Genomic DNA, 25988 nt, shown 5'->3' with positions numbered 1-25988 from the left:
AAATCCATGCGTGTCCTCCTGGTTGAAGACCATTTGCAACTCGCTGAAAGTGTCGCCCAGGCGCTCAAGAGCACGGGTTTGACTGTCGACGTGTTGCACGATGGCGTGGCCGCTGACCTGGCCCTGAACAGTGAGGAATATGCGGTGGTGATCCTTGACGTGGGGCTGCCGCGCATGGACGGTTTTGAAGTGTTGGCGCGCCTGCGCGCACGTGGGAAAAATCTGCCTGTATTGATGCTCACGGCGCGCAGTGATGTGAAAGACCGCGTGCATGGCCTGAACCTGGGCGCCGATGACTACCTTGCCAAGCCGTTTGAATTGACCGAGCTGGAAGCGCGGGTCAAAGCGCTGTTGCGCCGCAGCGTCTTGGGGGGCGAGCGTCAGCAGGCGTGCGGCGTGCTGGTCTATGACCTGGATACCCGGCGTTTCACCGTGGGTGGCGAGCTGCTGACGTTGACTTCCCGCGAGCAGGCGGTGCTTGAAGCGCTGATCGCACGCCCTGGTCGCGTGATGAGCAAGGAGCAATTGGCGTCGCAGGTGTTCGGCCTGGATGAAGAGGCCAGCCCCGACGCCATCGAAATCTACGTGCACCGCCTGCGCAAGAAGCTCGACGGCCAGCCTATTGCCATCGTGACTTTCCGCGGCCTTGGCTACCTGCTGGAAGCCCGCGATGCATAAGCCCAGCAGCCTGCGCTGGCGCCTGCTGTGGAACCTGGCGCTGTTGCTGGTGGTGTTGATGCTCGCCAGCGGCATGAGCGCCTACTGGAATGGGCGCGAAGCCGCCGACACCGCTTATGACCGCACCTTGCTGGCGTCAGCGCGCACCATCGCCGCCGGATTGACCCAGGTGGATGGCACCCTGAGCGCGAACGTGCCGTATGTGGCGCTGGACACCTTTGCCTACGACAGTGCCGGGCGTATTTACTATCAGGTCAATGACATTGATCGCAAGCTGATCTCCGGTTACGAAAACCTCCCCGGCCCGCCGCCGGGCACGCCGCGCACGGACGACTACCCAGCGCTGGCGCGGTTTTACAACGCCACCTACCAGGGCCAGCATGTACGCGTGGTGAGTTTGCTCAAGGCTGTCTCCGAACCGAACATGAATGGCATGGCCGAAATACGCGTTGCAGAAACCGATGAAGCGCGCGAAAGCATGGCCCGTAGCCTGCTGGCCGACACCTTGCTGCGCCTTGGGATGTTGGCCGTTGGCGCATTGCTGCTGGTGTGGTTTGCCGTCAGCGCGGCGCTGCGTCCACTGGAGCGCTTGCGCACTGCCGTGGAGGAGCGTCAGCCCGACGACTTGCGGCCATTGCCGTTGGTGGAAGTGCAGCATGAGTTCGGTCCCCTGGTGCGCTCCCTCAATCACTTTACCGAGCGCCTGCGCGGCCAGTTCGAGCGCCAGGCGCAGTTTATCGCCGACGCCGCCCATGAATTGCGCACCCCGCTGGCGGCACTGAAGGCGCGTTTGGAACTCGGCCTGCGCAGCGACGCCCCGGCGACGTGGCACAGCACCCTGGAAAGCGCCGCCCAAGGCACCGACCGCCTCACCCATTTGGCCAATCAACTGCTGTCGCTGGCACGCATTGAAAACGGCGCGCGGGCGATTGCCGAAGGCGGGGCGCAATTGCTCGACCTCAGCCAGCTGGCGCGGGAATTGGGCATGGCCATGGCGCCGCTGGCGCATGCGCGCGGCGTTGCGCTGGCGTTGGAGGCGGATGAGCCGGTGTGGCTGCGGGGTGAGCCGACCTTGTTGAACGAGTTGCTGAGCAATCTGGTCGATAACGCCCTGGCCCACACACCGCCTGGAGGCAATGTGATTTTGCGGGTCACGGCGCCCGCGATCCTGGAGGTGGAGGATGATGGCCCGGGTATCCCGCTGGATGAGCGGGACCGGGTATTCGAGCGTTTCTACCGCCGCAGTCAACAGGGCATGGGCTCAGGTTTGGGGCTGGCGATTGTTGGTGAGATCTGCCGCGCACACTTGGCGCAGATCAGCCTGCATGACGGCGAGTTGGCGGGGTTGAAGGTGCGCGTGAGCTTTATCGCGGGCTGATCAGTAAAACATCGAGCGCGCTTCATCCAGTTCGGCACGCAGGGCATTGCTGTACGGGTCGACCCGTAACTTCTGAATCGCCGGCAGGCTGGCAACCGATACATTCGCCAGCGGATGATCAGTGCCCCGGTGGCAATACAGCACGGCGACTTGCACCAGGTCGATGTAGTCCAGGCTCGCGGAGTCGCGTTCCAGGTCCAGGTATTGCCCTGGCAGCTTCGCGAGCATCTCCGGGAAATCCCAGCCGCCCAGCAGTTTGTCCCCCAGCAGCGGGTGAATGCTCTCTATCACATGGTTGAGGCTGACGGGGTCGGAGAGCAGTTCGTAATGGTCTTCGGCATAGGTGAGGATCGGCAGCACGCCAATCTGATGCACCAGACCGCCGAGCGCTGCCTGGTCAGGTTTCAGCTGGCTGTGGCTGCGGCACAAGGCGTAGCTCACGCCCGCCACTTCCAGGCTGCGGCGCCACACTTCGCGCATTTTCAATTCGACGACTTCGGAGCGGGCGTGGAAAATTTGTTCCATCACCAGGCCGATGGCCAGGTTGCTGCTGTAGTTGGTGCCCAGCCGGGTGATTGCGGTATGCAGGTCGGTGACTTCCTGGGTCGCGCGCAGCAGCGGGCTGTTGACCACTTTGATCAGGCGTGCCGACAGGGCGGTGTCGCGACCGATCACTTTGCTCAAGTGGCTGATGCTGATTTCCGGGTCTTCGGCGGCCTGTCGTATGTTCAGGGCCACTTCCGGTAATGTCGGCAGAACCAGGTCATCGTTGTCGATGGCCGTCACTAAAGCCTGTTGGACTTTTTCCGCCAGCTTGTTCATTCATGCTCTCTAGGGTGTTGCAAAAAAAGTACGGCGATTAACGCTGGATCTCTCGATCGCGATCCAGTGAGTACGGCAGGTCAAGCAGGTGTAAGCCGGGGCCTTCCAGAGCGCCCAAGTGCACATCGCCACTGTCGGCAGCTTCGGCTTGCAGCACGGCCAGAAGTTCAACGCATTGGTCAGCTTTTGCTGCAATCACCACCTCACCGATAGCACTGTTGTGGCTGGGCGCGAACAGCGGGGTGCCCGGCTCGGGCAATTCGGTTGCATCCAGGCTCAGGCGGTACAGGCGACGCTTGAGTTTGCCCAGGTATTGCATGCGCGCGACGATTTCCTGGCCGGTGTAGCAGCCTTTCTTGAAGCTGACGCCGCCGACGGCCTGCAGGTTAAGCATCTGCGGGATAAACAGTTCGCGGGTCTGGGGCATGACTTGGCCGATGCCAGCGCGGATCTGGCCCAGCAGCCATTGATTCAAGTCAGCAGGTTGCAGCTGTGTGGCCAGCTGAGCGCGTACAGCTTCGGCGTGTTCGACGGGCACCCAGAGTTCGCTGCGGCCAGGGGAGACGCGAATGGCGATCAATGTGTCGCTGCGCGCGACGCTGTCGGTTTCGGCAGGCAGCTCAAGGCCAAGGGAGGCGAGGGCCTGATCCGCATTCGACAGGCCGAAACGCACCCAGGCGGCGCTTTCGTCGGTGAGTTTGGATTTGGAGAACACCGCGTATTTTTTCAAATCTGCCAGTTGCGGTTCGAGCAATTCGCTGGCCATGGCCAGGAGCACGCCGTCGCCTTGCAGCAGGATGCGAAAGCTCGACTGCATGCGGCCTTTTTGCGTGCAGCGAGCGCCGAGGCTCGCCTGGGTGTCACTCAGGTAATTGAGATTGCAGGTCAGTTGCCCTTGCAGGAACTTGGCAGCGTCGGCGCCGCGGACGGCGAGAACGCCTTCGTGTGACAAGGGGCAGAAAAAAGCAGAGTCAGCCATGGGTCATCGCAGGTCAAAAAGTCATGGGTGCATCATAGAGGGGCGCCCGGCAAATGGATAGTTTCCGTATGGTGCGACCAAAGCCGACTGGTCCGGTGCCGTCGGGCCTGTATACTTGCGCTCTATTTGAGGAGCGCTCCATGGTCGAAGATGTAGAAATCAATCGCCTCTACTGGCACAGCCGTCGCGGCATGCTGGAGTTGGATGTGTTGCTGGTGCCTTTCACCAAAGAGGTATACGCGACGCTCAATCAGGTGGACCGCGACCTCTACGTCAGGCTGCTGACTTGCGAAGATCAGGACATGTTCGGCTGGTTCATGGAGCGCGCCGAATCTGAAGATCCGGAGCTGCAGCGCATGGTTCGGATGATTCTGGATCGTGTCCAGCCCAAGTAATCGCTTCGAATGCCGCTGGCAGGCCTCACGGCTATTGCTGGCGGCCTACTTGCTTGCCCAACTGTTCGCGTTGGGCGCCTTGCTGCTTGGGGATCTACCGTTCTACGGCCTCGGCATTCTGCTGTGTCTGGCTCACGCCGTGTGGGTTTTACCGCGTCATATCATGTTAAACCACCGTTCGTCGATTCGTGGCCTGCGCCGCGATGAAGACGGCTGGCAATTATTGTGTGACGAGCGCGGTTGGCACCCTGTGCAACTGCGTCCCGACAGCCTGGCATTACCGCTGATCGTGGTGCTGCGCTACCGGGTGCAGGGGGAATGGCGGGTGCGTTCGATCTGTGTGCCGAGGGACGCGCAGGCTGCCGATGTGCATCGGCGCCTGCGGGTTCGCTTGAAGTTCAGCCGCCGTAGGTGGCTGGCACCAGAATAGTGTCACGGGCCTCGGGCAGCATCTGCGGGTAGTCGAGGGTGTAGTGCAGGCCGCGACTTTCCTTGCGCTCCATGGCAGAGCGAATCATCAATTCCGCCACTTGGGCCAAGTTGCGCAATTCGATCAGGTCCCGGCTGACTTTATAGTTGCTGTAGAACTCGTCAATTTCGTCCAGCAGCAACCGCACGCGGTGTTGAGCGCGTTGAAGGCGCTTGTTGGTGCGCACGATCCCCACGTAGTCCCACATGAAGCGGCGCAGCTCGTCCCAGTTGTGGGCGATGATGACGTCTTCGTCCGAATCGGTGACCTGGCTGGCGTCCCAGCGGGGCAGGGCGGCGGGCACCGGGATGCGGGGCAGTTGTTCGAGTATGTCGGCGGCGGCGGAGCGGGCATAGACGAAGCATTCGAGCAGCGAATTGCTGGCCATGCGGTTGGCGCCGTGCAGGCCGGTGAAGCTGGTTTCGCCGATCGCATACAGGCCAGGCACGTCGGTGCGACCGTGTTGGTCGACCATGACCCCGCCGCAGGTGTAGTGCGCGGCAGGCACTACCGGGATCGGGCCTTTGGTGATGTCGATGTTGAACGCCAGGCAGCGCTCGTAGACGGTGGGGAAATGGGTCTTGATGAAGGCTTCGGGCTTGTGGCTGATGTCCAAATAGACGCAGTCGATGCCCAGGCGCTTCATTTCGTGGTCGATGGCGCGCGCGACGATATCCCGTGGCGCGAGCTCAGCGCGAGGGTCGAAGCGTTGCATGAAGCGCTCGCCATTTGGCAGTTTCAGGTGCGCACCTTCACCGCGCAGGGCTTCGGTGATCAGGAAACTCTTGGCCTGCGGGTGATAAAGGCAGGTGGGGTGGAACTGGTTGAATTCCAGATTCGCGACGCGGCAGCCCGAACGCCACGCCATGGCAATGCCATCGCCGCAGGCACCGTCGGGGTTGCTGGTGTAGAGATAAACCTTGGCCGCGCCGCCCGAGGCGAGAATGGTGAAGCGCGCGCCGTAGGTGTCGACTTCGCCGCTGGCGCGGTTGAGCACGTAGGCGCCGAGGCAGCGTTCGCCTGCCAGGCCCAGGCGTTTTTCGGTGATCAGGTCGACGGCTACCCGTTGTTCCAACAGCTCGATATTGGGGCATTGGCGGGCCTGGTCGAGGAGGGTTTTGAAAATGGCGGCGCCGGTGGCGTCGGCCGCATGGATGATGCGGCGATGGCTGTGACCGCCTTCACGGGTTAGGTGGAATTCAAATCCGCCGTCGTCGCTGCCGGCATGCTCGTCGCGGGTGAACGGCACACCCTGGTCGATCAGCCATTGGATAGCTTCGCGGCTGTGCTCGACGGTGAAGCGTACGGCGTCTTCGTTGCACAGGCCGCCGCCGGCGTTAAGGGTGTCTTCGACGTGGGATTGCACGGTGTCAGTGTCGTCCAGCACTGCCGCGACGCCGCCCTGGGCCCAGAATGTCGAGCCGTTGGCCAGATCGCCTTTGCTCAGGACCGCAATGCGCAAGTGGCTGGGGAGCGTCAGCGCCAGGCTCAAGCCGGCCGCGCCACTACCGATCACCAGGACATCGTGTTGAAACTGTTGGCTCATTAGCAGGATTCCGCAAAAAGCGATCCAAAGGGGCGGCGCGAACAGGACGCCTGGATCGGCGAATCAAAGGGTCACACGGGCCACTAGTATATAGAGGGGGGGAGCGGCACAATAGCCGGGCATTTGTGGCAATGTGAGATTACGGTGCGCAGCTTGGGCAAGATCGGCTGGTTATTGAGGCGGGAACTTTTTGCATAAGCCCTGACTCAATAGCAGGTTGCCCGAAAGCTGGGAAAACGTTGAGTTTATTGGCCCGTCGGGAGCATTGGACGCGTCAGAAAACCGGCGACAAGATTATTCGCGCAGCCGGCAATGCCCGTGCTGCGTTTTTCGTGTGTGCCAAATCAGTGCGCGCCGGAAACTTGCTTGGAGGGGGAGAACTTTTGCGAAAAGTCCGAGTCTATGTTTGCAAGCCTGATCGTTTAGTTATGCAAGCCTCCTCCAAGTACAACGAGGAGTGTTCATGCTAACCCAGGAAGAGGATCAGCAGCTGGTCGAGCGCGTTCAACGCGGCGACAAGCGAGCATTTGATCTGCTAGTGCTGAAATACCAGCACAAAATTCTCGGGTTGATCGTGCGTTTTGTGCACGACACCCATGAAGCGCAGGACGTTGCACAGGAAGCCTTTATCAAGGCGTACCGTGCACTTGGAAACTTCCGCGGTGATAGTGCGTTTTATACGTGGCTATACCGCATCGCCATTAACACGGCGAAGAACTATCTGGTGTCTCGCGGCCGCCGCCCACCGGACAGTGATGTAAGTTCAGAAGATGCAGAATTTTATGATGGTGATCACGGCCTCAAAGATCTCGAGTCGCCGGAGCGTGCATTGCTGCGCGACGAGATCGAAGGCACCGTTCATCGCACAATTCAGCAACTTCCAGAAGATTTGCGTACGGCGTTAACTTTACGTGAATTCGATGGTCTGAGTTACGAAGACATTGCGAGCGTCATGCAGTGTCCGGTGGGGACTGTAAGGTCACGGATTTTCCGGGCCCGGGAAGCCATCGATAAAGCCTTGCAACCGTTGTTGCAGGAAAACTAAAGACAGCGGCGACAGCCAAGAGAGGAACCGCCATGAGTCGTGATGCCCTGCAGGAATCGCTGTCCGCAGTGATGGATAACGAAGCGGATGAACTGGAACTTCGTCGAGTGCTTAATGCATTTGATGATGCCGAAACCCGTGATACCTGGTCTCGTTACCAAGTCGCTCGGGCGGTGATGCACAAGGATCTTCTAATCCCTCGTCTGGATATTGCTGCGGCCGTTTCTGCTGCGCTGGCTGATGAAGCCGTTCCGGCAAAAGCTGCTCGTGGTCCATGGCGTAGCCTGGGTCGTTTGGCAGTCGCTGCTTCGGTAACTGTTGCCGTATTGGCCGGTGTTCGCCTGTACAACCAGGACGAAATAGCCGGTGCCGAACTGGCCCAACAGACTCAGCAGCCGGTCATGGCCGGTCCGCAAGTCAAAGGTCCAGCAGTGCTGGCCGGCTATAAGGAAAGCTCCGATACCACCGGCCCTATGGCTAACGGTGTACTTCAAGGGCAATCCGGCTGGCAGGATCAGCGTCTTCCAGGCTACCTGCGTCAACACGCACAGGAATCGGCTTTGAAAGGCACTGAAAGCGCTCTGCCGTACGCCCGTGCAGCAAGTCTGGAAAACCGCTAAACCGTTAAGGAGCCCTATGCGCGCCATACCGCTCCTTACGCTTTTGCTCAGTGGTTGTTTTGCACTATCCGCCCATGCCGACGAAGCCCAAGACTGGCTGACTCGACTTGGGCGTGCAGAACAGCAGCAAAGCTTTGAAGGTACGTTCGTCTACGAGCGTAACGGCAGTTTCTCTACCCATGATATCTGGCACCGTATTCAAGACGGGCACGTCCGTGAGCGGCTCTTGCAGCTCGACGGATCAGCTCAGGAATTGGTTCGGGTAGACGGTCGAACCCAATGCGTCAGTGGCGCTCTGGTTGCTGGCCTGGGTAATTCGCCCGAAGCGCCATCGCGCGCTCTTGATCCGCAAAAACTCACTCAACTCTACGAATTGGCCGTCATCGGCAAATCTCGCGTGGCCGGTCGAAATGCGGTGATTGTCTCGATCACGCCGCGCGATCAGTATCGGTATGGGTTCGAATTGCACCTTGATCGTCAAACGGCGTTGCCGCTCAAATCCTTGTTACTTAATGAACAGGGACAATTGTTGGAGCGTTTCCAGTTCACTCGACTGAACACGTCGGTCGCGCTCTCTGATCGAGACTTGCAGCCCAGCGGTGATTGCGCACCTATCGCACTTGCCAATAGCAAAGCGCCTGAAATCCCCGTTACCCATGCGTGGCATTTGGATTGGCTGCCTCCGGGTTTTCAGCTCACCAGCAGTACTGCACGCAAAGATACCCAGACCAAGTCCACCGTCGATAGCTTGATGTACGACGATGGGCTGGCGCGTTTTTCAGTGTTTCTTGAGTCGACCGATGGCGCCAGTGTGAGCGAAACCCGCACCCAGCTGGGCCCGACCGTTGCCGTATCGCGCCGCTTGAACACGGTAGATGGTGAAGTGATGGTGACCGTCGTGGGCGAAATTCCCATCGGCACTGCCGAGCGCATTGCGCTGTCGGTGCGCGGTGAAAAAACCGCCACCGCCAAGCCGTGAGTCGTTAATCCTATGTTCATCCTGACCTTTCAATGTGAGCCTATGCTTGGTTGGAGGCTGGAAGCATGAAACTTCAGGATCAGTATTTTCACTTGCAAAAAATCCCCATGTTTTTTATAGGTCAGGGCTTGTCGGCCCTGGCCTTGTTTTGTTCGCGGAACAAAGATGTCGGTCGCACTTTTCGGCGTTTCTTGAACCCTGTCGCTCAACCCTGCTCGTCGTAACGGGAGCTGTATGTCGATACCACGTTTGAAGTCTTACCTATCCATAGTCGCCACGGTGCTGGTGCTGGGTCAGGCCGTGTCCGCGCAAGCGGCCGAACTGCCTGACTTCACCCAACTGGTGGAGCAGGCCTCGCCTGCCGTGGTGAACATCAGTACCACGCAAAAACTGCCGGATCGTAAAGTCTCGAACCAGCAGATGCCCGACCTGGAAGGCCTGCCGCCAATGCTGCGCGAGTTCTTCGAGCGCGGCATGCCGCAACAGCGTTCCCCGCGTGGCGGCGGCAGTGGCCAGCGTGAGGCGCAGTCCCTGGGCTCGGGCTTCATCATCTCGCCTGACGGCTACATCCTCACCAACAACCACGTGATTGCCGACGCCGACGAGATTCTTGTGCGCCTGGCTGATCGCAGTGAATTGAAGGCCAAGCTGATCGGCACCGACCCGCGTTCCGACGTGGCCTTGCTGAAAATCGACGGCAAAGATTTGCCGGTACTGAAACTGGGTAAATCCCAGGACCTGAAAGCCGGTCAGTGGGTAGTAGCGATCGGTTCACCGTTCGGCTTTGACCATACCGTCACCCAAGGCATTGTCAGTGCCATTGGCCGCAGCCTGCCAAATGAAAACTACGTGCCATTCATCCAGACCGACGTGCCGATCAACCCGGGTAACTCCGGCGGTCCGCTGTTCAACCTGGCGGGCGAAGTGGTCGGGATCAACTCGCAGATTTATACCCGCTCCGGTGGCTTCATGGGGGTGTCCTTCGCCATTCCGATTGACGTGGCCATGGACGTTTCCAACCAGCTCAAAAGCGGTGGCAAGGTCAGCCGTGGCTGGTTGGGCGTAGTGATCCAGGAAGTGAACAAAGACCTGGCCGAGTCTTTCGGTCTCGATAAGCCGGCCGGTGCCCTGGTCGCCCAGATCCAGGACGACGGCCCGGCGGCCAAAGGTGGCCTGCAAGTCGGTGACGTGATTCTGAGCATGAATGGCCAACCAATCATCATGTCGGCCGACCTCCCACACCTGGTCGGTGCACTCAAGGCCGGCAGCAAAGCCAAGCTGGAAGTGATTCGTGACGGCAAACGCCAGAACGTTGAGCTGACCGTTGGTGCTATCCCGGAAGAGGGCGCCACCCTTGACGCTCTGGGCAACGCCAAACCGGGTGCCGAGCGCAGCAGCAATCGCCTGGGCATTGCCGTGGCTGAGCTGACTGATGAGCAGAAGAAAAGCTTCGACCTTAAAAGCGGCGTAGTGATCAAAGAAGTGCAGGACGGCCCTGCCTCTTTGATTGGCCTGCAACCAGGTGACGTGATCACTCACCTGAACAATCAGGCCATCGACTCCACCAAGCAGTTCACCGACATCGCCAAGGCGCTGCCGAAGAACCGTTCGGTGTCGATGCGTGTCTTGCGTCAAGGGCGTGCGAGTTTCATTACCTTCAAACTGGCCGAGTAACTTCCAGGCCAATAAAAAGCCCCGCGAAAGCGGGGCTTTTTTGTGGGCGACGTATTTAGCTCATCATCCCTTTTACCAAGCGTTCCTGCTCGATCAGCTCACGCTGGCGCGCGTCGATACGAGACGACAGCGGGAAGTTGTTGCCAGCCCGGCGTTTGGCAAAATCCAGTTGCTGAATGGCCTGCTGGAAGTCGCCCACCAATGCAAAGTACTCGGCGCGGGCTTGATGCAAGCCAATGATGTTGCCGGACAGTCCGCGTGTCTCGGCGACCTGGTACCAGACGTCGGGGTCGTCGGGACGAGATTTGAGCAGCGCATCCAACGCTTTCTCCGCATCGGCGGTCCGGTTCTGCTTAAGCAGCAAGTCCACGCGCACCTGGTTGAGTGGGTAGTTGCCGGGGTATTGGGTCAGCATCCGATCAGTGCGTTGCTGAGCATCCGGCAAGCGGTTGTTGGTGATGTCCAGCTCGATTTGCGCCAGGTTGTACGTGATGTCGTTGGGCGCCTTGGCCAGCAGCGGTGCCAGGGTTTCGCGCGCTTCCTTGAGTTGAGTGCCCTTGATCTGGGCGATGGCCAGGCCATAGCGCGCCACATCGTTCTTCGGGTTCTCGTCCAACTGCGCCTGGAAGCGTTTGGCCGCAAGACCGGGCGTGTCCTCGTATTGCAACTGCACGCGCGCGCGAATCAGTTGATAGCGCAGACTGTCTTCCTTGCCGCCGGGTTTGGCTTGCTCGGCGCGGTTACGAGTGTCGGCGATCCGTGATTCGGTAACCGGGTGAGTCAGCAGGAACTCCGGTGGCTTGGCGTCGAAGCGATATTGACGCATCAGCCGTTCGAACATGGTCGGCATGGAGCGTGGGTCGTAACCGGCTTTTTCCAGGTTAAGAATGCCGATACGGTCGGCCTCCTGTTCGTTCTGACGGGAGAACCGGCGTTGCTCCTGGATGGCTGCCGCCTGGCTGCCGGCAATCGCGGCAATACCGGCATCACCCGCACCCGCTGCCGCAGCGATGATGCCGCCGAGCAAAGCGGCCATCATCGGGATCTGCATGCGTGACTGCGCTTCCACGCCGCGGGCAAAGTGGCGCTGGGACAAGTGAGCCAATTCGTGGGCGAGTACCGAAGCATATTCGCCTTCGGTTTGCGCGTTGAGGAACAAACCGCCGTTGACCCCGACGATCCCGCCGGGGGCGGCGAAGGCGTTTAGCTGTGGGCTGTTGATCAGGATGAACTCCAGGCGCCGGTCATTGACCTGGCTGGTCTCCACCAGCTTGTACACGCTGGTTTCGACGTAATCCTTGAGTTGTGGGTCATTGAGTTGCGAGACCTGGCCGCGCAGGTAAGCAAGCCAAGCGCGGCCCAGCTGGTATTCCTGTTGTGGCGAGACAATGGCAGAACTGGCGTCGCCAAGTGACGGCAGGTCGTCAGCGAAGCCCGGAGAGGCCAGCAGGCAGGCCAGCGTCAGCAGGGTAGGGCGCAAAAAAGTCATGCACAGAGCCTTTCGACAAAGAGCTTACTGTAGCCGGACACTGAGCTTCGGACCAGATATTCTAAGCACCCCAAACGCGTGCCCGGAGTAAAACCATGACCGACGCTGTAGCCTTTGATGCCGAACTCGATGCCAGCGGCCTCAATTGCCCGTTGCCGTTGCTTAAGGCCAAGCTGGAACTCAATCGATTGGCCAGCGGTGCGGTGCTCAAGGTGATCGCCACGGACGCAGGCTCCCAGCGTGATTTCCGCACGTTTGCCAAGTTGGCTGGCCACACCCTGTTGCATGAAGAAGACGCCGGCGGTGTATACCGCTATTGGTTGCGCAAGGCCTGAACCGTTCGCCCCTACCGCCCGAGGTTGATTGATGTTCAAAGTGTTACGAGACTGGATTCAGCGCTACTTCTCCGATGAGGAAGCCGTGGTGCTGGCGGTCCTGCTGTTCCTGGCTTTTACCGCCGTACTCACCTTGGGCGGCATGTTGGCACCGGTGCTGGCGGGGATGGTGTTGGCGTACCTGATGCAAGGCCTGGTCACCACGCTGGAGCGTATGCGTTTGCCGGGCGGGGTCGCGGTAGGGTTGGTGTTTGCGTTGTTCATGGGGTTGTTGGTGGTGTTCATCGTGGTGGTGCTGCCGTTACTGTGGCATCAGCTGATTACGTTATTCAACGAGTTGCCGGGCATGCTCGCCAAGTGGCAATCGCTGTTGCTGCTGTTGCCTGAACGCTATCCGCACCTGGTGTCTGACGAGCAGGTGCTGCAGGCCATCGAAGTGGCGCGCGGCGAGATCGGAAAGTTCGGGCAATGGGCGCTGACCTTTTCCCTGTCCAGTCTGCCGTTGCTGGTCAACATCATGATCTACCTGGTGTTGGTGCCGATTCTGGTGTTCTTCTTTCTCAAGGACCGCGCGATGATTGGCCGCTGGGTAAGCGGTTACTTGCCGCGTGAGCGAGCGCTGATTACCCGAGTGGCGGAGGAAATGAACCGGCAGATTGCCAACTACATCCGCGGCAAGGTCATTGAGATCGTCATCTGCGGGGGCGTCACCTACATCGCTTTCGTCGCGCTCGGCCTGAACTACGCGGCATTGCTGGCGTTGCTGGTGGGGGTGTCGGTGGTGGTGCCCTACGTCGGCGCGGTGGTGGTAACGGTGCCGGTGATGTTGATCGCGCTGTTCCAGTGGGGCTGGAGTGATCAGTTCATCTACCTGATGGCGGTGTACGGCATTATCCAGACCCTGGACGGAAACGTATTAGTGCCGCTGTTGTTCTCGGAGGCCGTCAACCTGCACCCGGTGGCGATCATCTGTGCGGTGTTGTTGTTTGGCGGGCTATGGGGGTTTTGGGGCGTGTTCTTTGCGATTCCCCTGGCGACACTGTTCAAGGCCGTACTGGATGCGTGGCCGCGACAAGAGCCGGTGGTGGCGCCTTTGTTGTAACGATGGGGGCGAACACCCGGTGTTCGCCCCCAACCATTCAAGCCTTGCTCAGCGCCTGCGCCGCCGCCAAGACAGCGTCCACATGCCCTGGCACTTTCACGCCACGCCATTCCTGACGCAGCACGCCGTCCTTGTCGATCAAGAAGGTGCTGCGATCAACGCCCAGGTATTCCTTACCGTAAAGCTTCTTCAGTTTGATCACATCAAACAGCTGGCAAACCGCTTCGTCCTTATCGCTGATCAGCTCGAAGGGAAATTCCTGCTTGGCCTTGAAGTTTTCGTGGGACTTCACGCTATCGCGCGACACGCCAAACACCTCGGTGTTGGCGGCCTTGAACGCTGCGTACTGGTCCCGAAAGCCCTGGCCTTCGGTGGTGCAGCCCGGCGTGCTGTCTTTCGGATAGAAGTAGATCACCACTTGCTTGCCCTTGAGGGCTGCGAGGCTGAAGGTCTGGCCGCTGGTGGCCTGGGCTTCGAAATCGGCCACGGGTTTATCGATGACTACCGGCATGGATAGAGACTTCCTTACATTGGGTTCTGTGGGCGCCATGGCTCGATCAAGGCGTCGAGGTTCAGGGCATCGGCGAAATCCAGGAACTGGTCACGCAACCAACTGATCTGCACACCCGCCGGCAAGGTCACGGTAAACGTGGCGTTGAGCATGGTGCCGCCGGTCTGTGGCGCTTGGTAGGTGTCGCAGGTCAGGTTCTCGAGTTCGACGTTGTGGTCGATGAAGAACTGGCACAGCTCATTGACGATGTCCGAACGGTAAGCCGAGCTGACGTATGCCACGTAAGGCAGGGCCTGCGGGCGGTTTTCCAGTGCAGCGCTGCGCACTACGTTGACGGTGAAGTCATGCTTCTTGGCCAGGCCCGGCAGGCCGGTTTCCAGGCGGGCCAAGGCGTCCCAGGTGCCGGAAATCTGCAGCACCAGCGCGCTGCACTCGCCATGGCGCGTGAGGCGAGAGGTTACGACGGCGCAGCGGTTTTCATGGCTGGCGCGGCACAGGACGTTGGTCAGCTCCATGGGGTTGGCGCCGAGGGCACTGATAACAAGGAATTGTTCGCGAACTGTGGGGGTGGACATGCAGCCTTCCTAAAACGATGAGCGGTCGATACGGTCAGGGCTGTATCGATCAAAGGATGAAGGGTAGCGAAAACCACCGCCAAGGGATAGGAGGTGGCGTTTTCATTGCGTGATCCGTCTGATTTCAGCGTGCTTCAAGGCACGCTTTGACCCAATGATGGCATTGCCCATCGTTTAGTTGCCCCAGAACGCATCCTCAGGCGGTACTTCGCTTGTACAAGCATCTTGGCGCCAGTACCATTACGGCTCTCTTTTTCCGGCAGGAGCGGTTGCATGATTGCGGGCAGTATGGTGGCACTGGTCACACCCATGGATGCACAAGGTCATCTCGACTGGGATAGCCTGGGCAAACTGGTGGACTTCCACCTGCAAGAGGGCACCAACGCCATTGTGGCGGTCGGCACCACAGGTGAGTCGGCCACACTGGATGTGGAAGAACACATCCAGGTGATCGAATTCGTGGTCAAGCGCGTTGCGGGCCGTATCGCCGTGATCGCCGGCACGGGCGCCAACTCGACGCGTGAAGCGATCGAGCTGACCAAAAACGCCAAGAAAGCCGGCGCCGATGCCTGCCTGCTGGTGACCCCGTACTACAACAAGCCGACCCAGGAAGGCCTGTACCAGCACTTTCGCACCATTGCCGAAGCCGTTGATATCCCGCAGATCCTCTACAACGTACCCGGCCGCACTGCCTGCGACATGAAGGCCGAGACCGTGATTCGCCTGTCCACCGTGCCGAACATCATTGGTATCAAAGAAGCCACCGGTGACCTGCAGCGCGCCAAGGACATTCTGGCCGGCGTGAGCAGCGACTTCCTGGTGTATTCCGGTGACGACGCCACGGCTGTCGAGCTGATCCTGCTGGGTGGCAAGGGCAACATCTCGGTGACCGCCAACGTCGCCCCGCGCGCCATGAGCGAACTGTGCGCCGCCGCCATCGCCGGTGATGCCGTGACCGCTCGCGCGATCCACGAGAAGCTGATGCCGCTCAACAAGACACTGTTTATTGAATCCAACCCTATTCCCGTGAAATGGGCGCTGTTTGAGATGGGCTTGATGCCGGACGGTATCCGTCTGCCGCTCACCCGGCTCAGCGAAGCCTGTCACGAACCGCTGCGACAGGCCCTGCGCCAGTCCGGCGTCCTGGTTTAATTGAGGAAGCACTACGCATGAAGCGATTGGCCGGACTTTCCGCACTTGCCTTGATTATCTCCAGCACCAGTGGCTGCGGTTGGATTTGGGGCCCGGATGGTTACTTCCGTGACCGCGGCAGCGATTACCTGGAAGCACAAGCAACCAAACCGATGCAACTGCCGCCGGACGTCAATGTCGCCAAGCGCCTTGACCCGTTGCTGCCTATTCCGCGCAACGTTGCCGACGACACCACCAAGGGTGAATACGTGGTGCCACGTCCACAGCCGATCTCGGCCGTGGCTGATGCCAGCGACTACAGCCTGCAGAAGAGCGGCGACAACCGCTGGATTATCGCCCAGCGCCCACCTGCCGAAGTTTGGCCAGTGGCGGTGCAGTTTTTCCAGGACAACGGTTTTCGCATTGACCAGCAACGCCCGCAGACCGGTGAATTCACCACTGCCTGGCAGCGCAGCAGCGAACTGTCCGCCAACATGGCCCAGCGCCTGCAGGCCGGCGGTGTAGCCGCTGACAGCGAAGCCCGTGTGCGTGTGCGCATCGAGCCGGGCGTGCAGCGCAATACCAGTGAAGTCTACGTGGTCAGCGCCGAGCGTCCCGCCGGCAGCACCGCCGCTGTCGATTTCACCCCGCGTTCGGTCAACATGGGCGTGGACGCCGCGCTGGTCGACGAGATGCTGGCCAGCATGAGCCGTATCTCCGAGAAGGGCGGTTCGGTGTCGCTTCTCGCTGCGCGTGATTACGACACGCCGAACCGCGTCAGCCTCACCGAGGACGGCAGCGGTAACGTGGTACTGAACCTGGGTGAAGACCTCGACCGTGCCTGGGCCAGTGTTGGCCGCGCGTTGGAGAAAGGCCCATGGCGCGTTGAAGACATCAACCGCAGCCTGGGTCTGTACTACATCAACGTGGCTGAAAAAGCCGAGAAGAAAGACGACGAGCCAGGTTTCTTCGGCAAACTGTTCGGCAGCAAGCCGACCAAGGAAGAGGTCGAAACCCGCGCCGAGCGCTATCAGATTCGTTTGAGCAAAGTGGGCGAAAGCGTGCAAGTCACCGTCGAGAAAAACATCAACACCGTTGCGCCGGCTGAAACAGCGCGCAAAGTGTTGGGCGTGATTCAGGACAACCTGGGCTGATCCAATGCGTTTTGCCGTTCTCGGCAGCGGTAGCCAAGGGAACGGCACGCTGGTCGCCCACGACGACACGTACGTGTTGGTGGATTGTGGTTTCTCGTTAAAAGAAACCGAGCGGCGCCTGCTGCGCCTGGGGGTTCACCCCACGCAGCTGAGCGCGATTCTAGTGACCCACGAACATGCCGACCACGTGCATGGCGTGGGTTTGCTGTCTCGGCGCTACAATCTTCCGGTGTACCTGAGTCGCGGCACACAGCGCGGGATGCGCAAACCCATAGAACCTGCAGGTTTCCTGGCTGGCGGCGAGCAGCTGCAGATTGGTGCGTTGAGCATCGATGTGATTGCCGTTGCGCATGACGCCCAGGAGCCCACGCAGTATGTATTCAGCGACGGAGAGCGACGTTTTGGCGTGCTCACCGACCTGGGTTCCTACTGTTCCAAGGTGCTGGATGGATACCGCAACCTCGACGCATTGATGATTGAGTCCAACCACTGTCGAGACTTGCTGGCGCGCGGTCATTATCCGTACTTCCTCAAGCAACGGGTGGGCGGCGAGCTGGGACATTTGAATAACCACCAGGCGGCGTACCTGGTGTATGAGTTGGGCTGGCAAGACCTTCAGCACTTGGTCCTGGCCCACCTGAGCAGCAAGAACAACCTGCCGCAGCTGGCCCGGCAATGTTTTGTCGACACCCTCGGGTGCGACCCGGACTGGCTGCAACTGGCCGATCAAGATTCAGGGCTCGACTGGCGACACATCGCCTAGCCCACCATTTAGCAAGCGGAGCCCATCATGGAAAAACGTGAAGAACTCTACCGCGGCAAAGCCAAGTCGGTGTACAAGACCGACGACGCCAACCGCCTGATCCTGCTGTTTCGCAACGACACCTCGGCGTTCGACGGCAAGCGCATCGAACAGCTCGACCGCAAAGGCATGGTGAACAACAAGTTCAACGCCTTCATCATGCAGAAACTCGAAGCGGCGGGCATCCCGACCCAATTCGACAAACTGCTGGGCGACAACGAGTGCCTGGTCAAGAAGCTCGACATGATCCCGGTTGAATGCGTTGTGCGTAACTACGCCGCCGGCAGCCTGGTCAAGCGTCTGGGCGTGGAAGAGGGCCTCAAGCTCAACCCTTACACGTTTGAGCTGTTCCTGAAGGACGACGCCAAGGGCGACCCGTTCATCAACGAATCCCACGTCGTGGCGTTCGGTTGGGGCACCGCTGAGCAACTGGCACGCATGAAGGAGTTGTCCCTCAAGGTCAACGAGGTGCTGAGCAAGCTGTTCGACGACGCTGGCCTGCTGCTGGTCGACTTCAAGCTGGAATTCGGCGTATTCCACGACGGCTCCATCGTCCTGGGCGATGAATTCAGCCCGGACGGCTGTCGCCTGTGGGACAAAGACACCAAGAAGAAGATGGACAAAGACCGCTTCCGCCAGGGCCTCGGTGACGTTATCGAAGCCTACGAAGAAGTCGCCAATCGTCTCGGCGTACCGCTTTAATCGACGCAAGCATCTGATAGCACGGAAAAAAATCGCATTTGGGGTTTGCTTCCGCGAAACACACTGTTATGATGCGCGCCGTTGGAGAGATGCCAGAGTGGCCGAATGGGACGGATTCGAAATCCGTTGTACCTTCACCGGTACCTAGGGTTCGAATCCCTATCTCTCCGCCATTACATAGAAAAAGCCCCGTAGCTGAATAAGCTACGGGGCTTTTTTGCGTTGGCTTATAAATCGGCGGCAGGCTCAATCGCTCAGTTGCTTTCCGATAAACCTAATCACGATCTGGTTTATCAAAGGCCGCCCCAGCGACGGTGATTTTCTGATCAGTCACCTGAAAAATAGGCTGGCTGCTACGTCGCTTGAGCTGTAGCCATCAGGCATCTCATGCAGGCGGTTAGCGTCAATCCGGAGATCTTCAGTACTTATACCCATTCCTCCGTGAGCGACTGACGAACGGTATCGCCAAGTTTTTGCCATTCCTTCAATGGCTTGATCTTCCTCGGTCATCAGAACACCCGAGGACAACTGCCACCCAGTCCTGTTTGAAAGCAGAGATTAGTAAGTTCTTCATAACGTGTTGTTACATCGTGAAAAGGCTTACTTTCGACCTACCGATGCGCTCAACGCCATTTATGACGACGACAGTGCGCTGAAATCAGAAGTCTCAGATTTTCCTGAGAACCGGACGCGTCCTACACGTGCATCCTTGATCGCTGTAATAGTCTACTCAGCCGATTGATTGAGTACGAGAAGGTTACCCATGGCGAACACTGGTTATATGTCGATCACCGGTAAGGTTCAAGGATTGATTTCAGCGGGTTGTTCAAGTCAGGAATCGATAGGTAATAAGTGTCAGTCGGGCCATTTAGATGAAATCATGGTGCTCTCATACAGCCATAACATGGCGAATATTGGCAACGTGAACAAGCCGACGCATCGCCCAATTGTGCTCACAAAAAATGTTGATAAATCGTCACCCTTACTCGCTCAAGCGCTTTCAAGTAGAGAGGAAATTGAATGTACGATTAACTTTTATCGAATATCTTCCTTTGGACAGCAGCAAAAGTTTTACTCAATCTCCATTGAAGGCGGTGTTATCACAGACCTGACGCTGGATATGCCGCATGTCATTTTACAAAACGATGCCGAACCACAGGAACATCTAGCGATTCGTTATCGAAGCATCACGTGGGCTCACCACCTTGCTGGCACAACAGGCTATAGCGCTTGGGGAGGCGATGAGTGAAACCCTTGACGGACAGAGTGGATGGCGACAGGTTCGATAGCTGCGATTTTTGGCAGGTCAGTCGTGCTGGGAGCATTCTGGCTAACCAGGCGTGTACCGTGAGCGCACGGCATATCAAAGATGGAGTTCTGCGACTGCAGTTCAACCGTGAGGTAGCGTTTTTCGCGAGAAGTATTGTCCACGATGTGGAGCAGGGTAAAAAGTCCCCAGAGCAGGGTCTTAGGGACTTGGAGAACGAGCAAAAAAGCCTGCTTGACCAGTCAATGGAGATTTCTCGACAGGGTATTGGGATGATTGCAGGTGCACTGCAATTCGCGGCCGGAGCAGGGATTTGTTACGGGTCTATCGGTGCGCTATGTGTGGTCCCTGGAGTGCCGTTGATGGCGCACGGAGCCAATAATGTCTATGAGGGCGGACGCAATTTGTGGGAGCGCCGCTCGGACACTCAAGGGCCGGTGCGCAAGGTTTACCACCAAGTTGCTAAAGCAATGGGCGGTGGTGAGTTTGAAGGGAATATGGCGTATGGAGGCGGCGATTTATTGATGTCAGTGTATGGTGCGACCAGGTTGGTTTTAAAGCCTGATTCTTGGCGTCTGTTTCGTTATGTTCGTAGTGACTATCAACTTGGATATGTCGAGGCTAGCAAATTTACCTTGGTTTTTGACGCGTTTGCTGACGGAGTGACGATGGACAATTTGACTAGAGATATAAAGAATAATGAGCAGTGATAATATTTTTTTAACTTTATTTTATTTTATAGTTTCTGTTTTGGTTTTCTTGTGTAGTTATTCAGTTAGCAGGCGTCTTTCTGGTGAAGGCTTTAAAGAGAAATGGTTTTGGCTGTGCCTTGCTGGCGTTCTACTTTGGGGGGCGGTGCAATATAACGTAGCTCGTCACGGATCTATTTTATTTTTTTCGTCCCCTCTGGAGTTTCTTGTGAGTAATTATTGGATTCGATGGATTGCATTCATCAGTGCTATCCTTCAAGCGATATGTATTCCTAGCAAAACAATGCACAAGCCAAACGCTGGTGGATCTATTTGAGCATGATTTCCCGGCGGATAAACACGGCAGATCCTGTCTAACATCTAAAACTAAAAAAGCCTGCTGAGCTCAACGCCCAGCAGGCCTTCCAGTCATTCCTCCCTGGTCAGCCGGGCTGCGCCACCAAGCTGTTGCTCACATTGCGCCCCAGCACCAATACCGTCACAAACCCACAGCCGACCAACGCCGTCGCCAAACTCAACAACATCGCGCTGCCCATCTGATCGACGATCCGTCCGCCAAAGTACGAACCCAAGGCAATGATCACTTGGAACAAGGCAACAAACAGTGGCATGCCGCGTTCGACATCCTTGGGCGCCACTACAAACATCCAGATACTGGCGCAGGCCGGGAAGGCGCCGAAGGCGAAGCCCCACAGCCCGATCAACATCGCGGCGCCGGTCATGCCGGTGGCGAAGTAGGGGAACAGCGCGGTGCTGGTGCCGATCATCAGCGCGACCAGCAGCAAGGTGTAACGGACGCTGCGGTTGGCGGCGAAACCGGCAAAGACATTGCCCATCACGCCGGCCACACCGTAAAGCAGCAGCAGTGAGCCAATCGTTGGGCCGTCGAAGCCGGAGCTGTTTTTGAAGAAGGGCGCGACATAGGTGTAGGCCGCAAAGTGCGCCAGCCCGATCAGCAAGACGGCGATCAACCCGACCCGTGCTTGTGGGTTGATGAACAAGGCCGGCAGGTCGCGGACCTGAATGGCTTTTTCCGGGGTAAGGCGTGGCAGCAGGAGGACTTGCGCCAGCAGCACCGGCACGCCCACCAGCGCGGTCACCAGAAAGGTCATGCGCCAGCCCATCAGGCCACTGAGCCAGGTGCCAACAGGCACGCCAAGCACGGTGGCCAGCGTCACTCCCATCATGATGATCGACGTGGCCTTCGCTACGCCCACACCCTTGGGTGCCAAGCGCCCGCTGAGGGCGATCGCTGTCGCCCAGAAGCCGCCGATGCTGATGCCCAGCAGTACGCGGCCGAACAACAGCACGCTGAAATCGCTGGCGTAGGCCACCACCGAGTTGGCGATGATCATGATCAGCGTCAGGCCGATCAGCAGGTAACGACGGTCCATGGCGCCAATGCTGACAGACAGCAACGGCGCGGCCAGGGCGGCCATGATGCCGGGCAAGGTCACCATCAGGCCGGCGTGGCCGGCGCTGATGCCGAGGTCGCTGGCAACGTCGTTGAGTACGCCCACCGGCAGAAACTCACTGGTCACCAAGGCGAAGGCGCCCACGGCGACCGAGAGAATCGCCAGCCACTGCTGTTTGACGCTCTGTTGATTATGTTCGGGAAGGCCGCTGGGAGCCGGGCTGGCGCTTGGCATGGTATTGGGTTCCATAGGGACATGTCGCCTGAAGCAGGCGAGGGGAAGGGAGAGTGGGGGCGATTATAGGAAGCGGGTTGGGCAATCACACAGGCGAGCGTTTCGATAATAACCATCAGTGCAATCGATTAGACGCCTTACATCACGCTTGCGCCTTTCGTACCGGTTTCCCAAACGTTGCCTACAGGCAGCGCGTTGCGACCTGTTCTGCAACTCACTATCGTGGTCCAGCGATTTTCAGGTAGGAAACCCCACACAGCAAAGGAGTTGCATCATGAGCAAAAACACCAAGAAAACCTCCGGCAAGATGGCCACCTTGGCGGCGGAAACCCTCAATAATCCAAACGCTTCGGCCCTTGCCAAAAGCCTTGCCGCTTCGGCGTTGGCCCAGAGCGGTACGGACAAGCAGACGAGCGCCGGGATGGAGGAGAAAGCAGCGAAGGCGCTTCAGAGCGATAAATACAGCGACCAGACCAAATCCCTCGCTGCCTCGGTCCTCTCCCAGGCCAATAGAGAACGCGGACGCTGAGTTAACAACGCCGCCAAGGCACAAGCCCTGTAGCTGAACACGCTACGGGGCTTTTTCGTTTCCGATGTTTTGTTCCAGCAGCTTGCGGCGGGCTTAAACCACGAACTTCGCAATCATTGTGTTCAGGTCAACCGCCAGGCGCGAAAGCTCCTGACTGGCGGCGGCGGTCTGATTGGCCCCGGCGGCCGTCTGGGCCGACAGATCACGGATATTCGTCAGGTTGCGATCCACCTCCCGGGCCACCTGCGCCTGCTCTTCGGAAGCGCTGGCGATGATCAGGCTGCCTTCGGTGATGCGGGTGATTGCATGGCCCGGCCATGCTCGGCTCGGCCGCGTTCACCGGCAGCCTGGCACTCGACCAGGCGCTGGCCACCACCGATGGCGCCGGCATCAGCGTGGCCGAGGCTTTGCGCAGCACCGGCTACAACGGCGAACGGCCCCTGGGTGGCGCGGTGGACGCGTATTTTGAAGCCCATATCGAGCAGGGCCCGATCCTGGAGGACAACGCCAAGAGCATTGGCGTGGTGACCGGTGGCCAGGCGATCCGCTGGCTCGACGTGCGGGTCCAAGGCGTGGCCGCGCATGCCGGCACCACGCCGATGCCCCTGCGCAAGGACGCGCTGTATGGCGCGGCAAAAATGATTCAGGCGCTGGAAAACCTCGCCGCCGATTTCGCCCCCGAAGGCCTGACCACGGTCGGCGAGTTAAGCATCAGCAAGTCGTCGCGCAACACCATTCCCGGCTTGTTGACCTTCACTGTCGACCTGCGTCATCACCGCGACGCCGACATTGCAGCCATGGAGCAACAGGTGCGCGCGCGCCTGCACGCCATCGCCGAGAAGCGCGGCCTGACGGTCAGCATCAGTGCGCACTGGATCAGCCCGGCAACGCCGTTCGATGCCGATTGTGTGGCGTGCGTGCAGTCGTCGGTGGATGCCTTGGGCTACAGCCAGCAACGCATCGTCAGCGGCGCCGGCCACGATGCCATTCACCTGGCACGGTACTGCCCGACGGCGATGATTTTTATCCCGTGTGTCGGTGGACTCAGCCATAACGAAGCTGAAGACGTGCTGCCCGAGGATGTGCGCCAAGGCACCGATGTGCTGCTTAACGCCGTGTTGCAGCGCGCAGGCCAAGCTGATCAACGACTCAACGCTAACGTCTGACCAGATTCGACTGCAGGCGCCGGCACGCCAGCGCCTGCAGGTTGGGTGTTTATACAGGAGCATCTCATGCGTACGTTTTTCCACCCCGAACAACTGTTGCACCACCCGCGCAGCTACTACTTCCGCGGTCAGATGCGCACGCCCCAGGAGGTCCCCGAGCGCGCGCGCAACTTGCTGTTGGCCGCACAGACCTTGGGCTTCGATATCCAGCCGCCTGCTGACTACGGCCTTGGACCATTGCTGGGCGTGCACGGCGCGCTTTACCTGACGTTTTTGCAGGAAGCGCATTCGCGCTGGAAGGAGATCCCCGAAGACTGGGGCGACGAAGTCATGTCGAATATCTTCGTGCGCGAACCCAACGCCCTGCGCGGCATCCTCGCCCAAGCTGCGCGTTACCTGGCGGATGGCAGTTGCCCGGTCGGCGAGTTGACGTGGCGTTCGGCGTACTGGTCGGCGCAAAGTGCCGTCGCCGCTGCCAAGCATATCCTTGACGGCGCGCCGGCGGCCTATGCGCTGTGTCGCCCGCCGGGCCACCATGCTCGTTACGATGCGGCGGGTGGTTTCTGCTACATCAACAATGCGGCGGTGGCCGCTCAGGTTCTGCGCGAAGGCTTTGCGCGCGTGGCCGTGCTGGACACCGACATGCACCACGGCCAAGGCATCCAGGAGATTTTCTACGACCGTGACGACGTGCTGTATGTGTCGATCCACGGCGACCCGACCAACTTCTACCCGGGCGTCGCAGGCTTTGCCGACGAGCGCGGCGTGGCTGGCGGTGCAGGCTTTAACCTCAACCTGCCCATGGCCCATGGCGCCAGCGAAGCGGTGTTCTTCGAAAAGCTGGCGCTGGCCTTGGCGGCGGTGAAGGCGTTCTCGGCGGATGTGCTGGTGTTGTCCTTGGGGTTCGACATCTATGAACTCGACCCACAAAGCAAAGTGGCGGTGACGCGTGAAGGGTTTGCGCGCTTGGGCGAATGCGTCCGGCAGTTGGGCTTACCCTGCGTGATTGTGCAGGAGGGTGGCTATCACTTGGAAACACTGGACAGCAATGCGCAGGCGTTTTTCAGCGGCGCCAAGGCGTGGGTGTAATGCGCAGGCGATAACTTCCGTGGATGCGTGATATCTTTGTGCCATCACGCATCGTGATCGTCACGGAGGGTCGTATGAAAAAGCTTTCGTTGGTTGGGTTACTGGTGGTCTTGATGGTCACCCCGATGTTCGCGGCGGCGTGCCCCAAGGGCACGCATCCGGTGGGCGGCACAGGCTCGCACCACAAAGGCGGCACTTGCCAGTAGCCGCTGTTCGGTCTGTCTCGGGGCGGCGTCAGGGCTTGTGGCCGTCGCCGGCCGCCGCCAGCGCGTTGTTCACCAGTTTGAGTACCCGATTGCGTCCACCTTCGGCCACCAGGTAAGTGCCGTCTGCGGTTCGCACAATCGATTGTGGCGCCTTCAAAAACGACAGAATCGTCTGCTGGCGCCCCTGTTTGTCGATCAGCAACAAGCGTGCGCGGTGGGTGGAATCTTCATTGACCCACAGGCCCCGCTCATCGCACATCAAAAAGGTCGGTTGGTTAAGTTTGGCCAGTACCACCGGGTCACTGCCGTCGGCGGTCAGTTCGCGCACCATGCCTTCTTTCTTTTTGGTGTAGAGCATGCGGCCATCCGTGCAGCGGATAATCGACTCCGCCTGGTCCAGGCCCTCGCGTATTACGCTTACGCTCTGGTCGCTCCAGCGATAGCGCAGCAGGCGCCCTGCATGGCTGCGGTCTTCGATGGCATAGAGGTAGTCGCCGTCATCCCACAAGCCTTGCACGTTTTCGCCTTTGAACAATTCGGTGACCGCGCCGTCCTTGAGAAAGCTGACGGGGGCGTTGCCGGTTTCCTGACTGAACACCCAGCCGCCTCGCGTGGCCAACATTCCGTCGGGTTTGGACAGGTTACCCAGTACTACATCGCGCGTTCCATCCAGCCGGATGTGCACGATGCTGCCCAGCCCGTCCTTGAGTTCCTGGGTGACCATCAACGAGCCGTCAGCCATGGGCATCAACGACGCGGCCTTGGCCACATCGGTGTGCAAAACCTGGTAACTCCACGAATCGGCGGCGCGCACCGGGTAAAAACTTTGCCAGGCAAAAAAGCCCAGGGTGGCGGTGCACAGCAGGCCGAGCGCCCACGATGCGAGGCGCAGGGGCCGATAGTTCTTGTTGGATTGAGTCATTGTTCGGTGCCGGTAGCAGCTTGCAAGGCCGGTCACCGTACCAAGCCTGTCACCGCACGGCATC

28 protein-coding genes, 1 tRNA gene and 2 pseudogenes are annotated in these 25988 nt (G+C 59.2%); 22 read left to right on the top strand and 9 right to left on the bottom strand.

Annotation, left to right across the window (positions count from 1 at the left end):
- Positions 1-6: 6 nt before the first annotated feature.
- The gene (locus tag AACW30_RS20740) at positions 7-678 is read left to right on the top strand and encodes a response regulator (protein ID WP_083359659.1); all 672 of its coding nucleotides are present in this window, start codon (positions 7-9) and stop codon (positions 676-678) included.
- A complete protein-coding gene (locus AACW30_RS20735) occupies positions 671-2056 on the top strand; it encodes a sensor histidine kinase (RefSeq protein ID WP_200623309.1) in 1386 nt (461 codons plus the stop codon). The genes AACW30_RS20740 and AACW30_RS20735 overlap by 8 nt, the downstream gene beginning before the upstream one ends.
- Here the strand turns inward: AACW30_RS20735 and AACW30_RS20730 are convergent, their stop codons facing one another.
- Entirely contained in the window at positions 2057-2878 is an 822-nt protein-coding gene (locus AACW30_RS20730; protein ID WP_106577021.1) for an HDOD domain-containing protein, read from the bottom strand.
- Between the two features lie 37 nt (positions 2879-2915).
- On the bottom strand, positions 2916-3857 hold the full coding sequence (ygfZ, locus tag AACW30_RS20725) for a CAF17-like 4Fe-4S cluster assembly/insertion protein YgfZ (protein WP_179606782.1): 942 nt from the start codon (positions 3855-3857) through the stop codon (positions 2916-2918).
- Positions 3858-3997: 140 nt separating this feature from the next.
- Between ygfZ and AACW30_RS20720 the strand changes: the two genes are divergently transcribed.
- A complete protein-coding gene (locus AACW30_RS20720; RefSeq protein WP_014717362.1) occupies positions 3998-4252 on the top strand; it encodes an FAD assembly factor SdhE in 255 nt (84 codons plus the stop codon).
- Positions 4236-4682 (top strand): protein YgfX, encoded by a 447-nt coding sequence (locus tag AACW30_RS20715; RefSeq protein ID WP_200623307.1) that lies wholly within the window; start codon positions 4236-4238, stop codon positions 4680-4682. Before AACW30_RS20720 ends, AACW30_RS20715 begins: the two co-directional genes overlap by 17 nt.
- On the opposite strand, the gene nadB is transcribed toward AACW30_RS20715, so the two are convergent.
- The gene (gene nadB / locus AACW30_RS20710; RefSeq protein ID WP_200623304.1) at positions 4651-6267 is read right to left on the bottom strand and encodes an L-aspartate oxidase; all 1617 of its coding nucleotides are present in this window, start codon (positions 6265-6267) and stop codon (positions 4651-4653) included. The genes AACW30_RS20715 and nadB overlap by 32 nt on opposite strands.
- Positions 6268-6730: 463 nt before the next feature.
- Between nadB and rpoE the strand changes: the two genes are divergently transcribed.
- From rpoE to AACW30_RS20690, 4 genes are all read left to right on the top strand, one after another.
- Entirely contained in the window at positions 6731-7312 is a 582-nt protein-coding gene (gene rpoE / locus AACW30_RS20705; protein ID WP_003172477.1) for an RNA polymerase sigma factor RpoE, read from the top strand.
- Positions 7313-7344: 32 nt separating this feature from the next.
- Positions 7345-7932, top strand: coding sequence for a sigma-E factor negative regulatory protein (locus tag AACW30_RS20700; protein WP_003172479.1), 588 nt, complete (start codon positions 7345-7347; stop codon positions 7930-7932).
- Between the two features lie 16 nt (positions 7933-7948).
- Positions 7949-8911, top strand: coding sequence for a MucB/RseB C-terminal domain-containing protein (locus AACW30_RS20695; RefSeq protein ID WP_200623302.1), 963 nt, complete (start codon positions 7949-7951; stop codon positions 8909-8911).
- A 234-nt stretch (positions 8912-9145) separates the two neighbouring features.
- Entirely contained in the window at positions 9146-10585 is a 1440-nt protein-coding gene (locus AACW30_RS20690; RefSeq protein ID WP_200623292.1) for a DegQ family serine endoprotease, read from the top strand.
- A 55-nt stretch (positions 10586-10640) separates the two neighbouring features.
- Here AACW30_RS20690 and AACW30_RS20685 read toward each other — a convergent pair whose 3' ends face one another.
- Complete coding sequence (locus AACW30_RS20685) at positions 10641-12074, bottom strand: M48 family metalloprotease (RefSeq protein WP_200623290.1); 1434 nt, start codon at positions 12072-12074, stop codon at positions 10641-10643.
- A gap of 95 nt (positions 12075-12169) precedes the next feature.
- Here AACW30_RS20685 and AACW30_RS20680 point away from each other — a divergent pair, with 95 nt between their 5' ends.
- The gene (locus AACW30_RS20680) at positions 12170-12409 is read left to right on the top strand and encodes a sulfurtransferase TusA family protein (RefSeq protein ID WP_200623288.1); all 240 of its coding nucleotides are present in this window, start codon (positions 12170-12172) and stop codon (positions 12407-12409) included.
- Between the two features lie 31 nt (positions 12410-12440).
- Positions 12441-13511: an AI-2E family transporter gene (locus AACW30_RS20675; RefSeq protein ID WP_119738961.1), complete on the top strand. Its 1071-nt coding sequence runs from the start codon at positions 12441-12443 to the stop codon at positions 13509-13511.
- A 37-nt stretch (positions 13512-13548) separates the two neighbouring features.
- Here the strand turns inward: AACW30_RS20675 and AACW30_RS20670 are convergent, their stop codons facing one another.
- Together AACW30_RS20670 and AACW30_RS20665 are read right to left on the bottom strand one after the other, a co-directional pair.
- Complete coding sequence (locus AACW30_RS20670) at positions 13549-14022, bottom strand: peroxiredoxin (RefSeq protein ID WP_145162901.1); 474 nt, start codon at positions 14020-14022, stop codon at positions 13549-13551.
- Positions 14023-14036: 14 nt separating this feature from the next.
- Positions 14037-14597, bottom strand: a complete 561-nt coding sequence (locus AACW30_RS20665; RefSeq protein WP_003172487.1) for a glycine cleavage system protein R — start codon at positions 14595-14597, stop codon at positions 14037-14039.
- A gap of 273 nt (positions 14598-14870) precedes the next feature.
- Between AACW30_RS20665 and dapA the strand changes: the two genes are divergently transcribed.
- The 8 genes from dapA (at position 14871) to AACW30_RS20625 (ending at position 20679) form a co-directional block, all read left to right on the top strand.
- Positions 14871-15749 (top strand): 4-hydroxy-tetrahydrodipicolinate synthase, encoded by an 879-nt coding sequence (dapA, locus tag AACW30_RS20660; RefSeq protein ID WP_106577012.1) that lies wholly within the window; start codon positions 14871-14873, stop codon positions 15747-15749.
- Positions 15750-15766: 17 nt separating this feature from the next.
- Positions 15767-16882, top strand: coding sequence for an outer membrane protein assembly factor BamC (gene bamC, locus AACW30_RS20655; RefSeq protein ID WP_106577011.1), 1116 nt, complete (start codon positions 15767-15769; stop codon positions 16880-16882).
- 4 nt (positions 16883-16886) lie between these two features.
- Entirely contained in the window at positions 16887-17645 is a 759-nt protein-coding gene (locus AACW30_RS20650; protein ID WP_106577010.1) for an MBL fold metallo-hydrolase, read from the top strand.
- 27 nt (positions 17646-17672) lie between these two features.
- The gene (gene purC / locus AACW30_RS20645) at positions 17673-18386 is read left to right on the top strand and encodes a phosphoribosylaminoimidazolesuccinocarboxamide synthase (RefSeq protein ID WP_016971341.1); all 714 of its coding nucleotides are present in this window, start codon (positions 17673-17675) and stop codon (positions 18384-18386) included.
- Between the two features lie 83 nt (positions 18387-18469).
- Positions 18470-18559, top strand: a tRNA-Ser gene (locus AACW30_RS20640).
- Positions 18560-19149: 590 nt separating this feature from the next.
- Complete coding sequence (locus AACW30_RS20635; protein ID WP_124416683.1) at positions 19150-19635, top strand: Hcp family type VI secretion system effector; 486 nt, start codon at positions 19150-19152, stop codon at positions 19633-19635.
- Complete coding sequence (locus tag AACW30_RS20630; RefSeq protein ID WP_325167522.1) at positions 19632-20363, top strand: DUF4225 domain-containing protein; 732 nt, start codon at positions 19632-19634, stop codon at positions 20361-20363. Before AACW30_RS20635 ends, AACW30_RS20630 begins: the two co-directional genes overlap by 4 nt.
- A complete protein-coding gene (locus AACW30_RS20625; protein WP_200623285.1) occupies positions 20353-20679 on the top strand; it encodes a hypothetical protein in 327 nt (108 codons plus the stop codon). Before AACW30_RS20630 ends, AACW30_RS20625 begins: the two co-directional genes overlap by 11 nt.
- A 106-nt stretch (positions 20680-20785) precedes the next feature.
- On the opposite strand, the gene AACW30_RS20620 is transcribed toward AACW30_RS20625, so the two are convergent.
- The gene (locus AACW30_RS20620; protein WP_200623282.1) at positions 20786-22012 is read right to left on the bottom strand and encodes an MFS transporter; all 1227 of its coding nucleotides are present in this window, start codon (positions 22010-22012) and stop codon (positions 20786-20788) included.
- Positions 22013-22286: 274 nt separating this feature from the next.
- Between AACW30_RS20620 and AACW30_RS20615 the strand changes: the two genes are divergently transcribed.
- Positions 22287-22541: a hypothetical protein gene (locus tag AACW30_RS20615; RefSeq protein ID WP_179606794.1), complete on the top strand. Its 255-nt coding sequence runs from the start codon at positions 22287-22289 to the stop codon at positions 22539-22541.
- A 93-nt stretch (positions 22542-22634) separates the two neighbouring features.
- Here the strand turns inward: AACW30_RS20615 and AACW30_RS20610 are convergent.
- Positions 22635-22829 (bottom strand): annotated as a pseudogene (locus AACW30_RS20610) (methyl-accepting chemotaxis protein); the annotation flags it as partial.
- A gap of 23 nt (positions 22830-22852) precedes the next feature.
- On the opposite strand from AACW30_RS20610, the pseudogene AACW30_RS20605 reads away from it, so the two are divergent.
- The 3 genes and pseudogenes from AACW30_RS20605 to AACW30_RS20595 form a co-directional block, all read left to right on the top strand.
- Positions 22853-23707 (top strand): annotated as a pseudogene (locus AACW30_RS20605) (hydantoinase/carbamoylase family amidase); the annotation flags it as partial.
- Between the two features lie 66 nt (positions 23708-23773).
- Positions 23774-24796 (top strand): histone deacetylase family protein, encoded by a 1023-nt coding sequence (locus AACW30_RS20600; protein ID WP_200623280.1) that lies wholly within the window; start codon positions 23774-23776, stop codon positions 24794-24796.
- A 74-nt stretch (positions 24797-24870) separates the two neighbouring features.
- The gene (locus AACW30_RS20595) at positions 24871-25002 is read left to right on the top strand and encodes a hypothetical protein (RefSeq protein ID WP_256586935.1); all 132 of its coding nucleotides are present in this window, start codon (positions 24871-24873) and stop codon (positions 25000-25002) included.
- Between the two features lie 28 nt (positions 25003-25030).
- Here the strand turns inward: AACW30_RS20595 and AACW30_RS20590 are convergent, their stop codons facing one another.
- Positions 25031-25924 (bottom strand): hypothetical protein, encoded by an 894-nt coding sequence (locus tag AACW30_RS20590; protein WP_200623277.1) that lies wholly within the window; start codon positions 25922-25924, stop codon positions 25031-25033.
- Between the last annotated feature and the right edge of the window lie 64 nt (positions 25925-25988).

Origin of the sequence: Pseudomonas sp. MF6747 (genome assembly GCF_963890955.1) — a bacterium.
In the GTDB taxonomy this organism is placed as follows: domain Bacteria; phylum Pseudomonadota; class Gammaproteobacteria; order Pseudomonadales; family Pseudomonadaceae; genus Aquipseudomonas.
The sequence above is the reverse complement of the archived record's forward strand: the minus strand, read 5'-3'. Positions and strand labels throughout refer to the sequence as shown.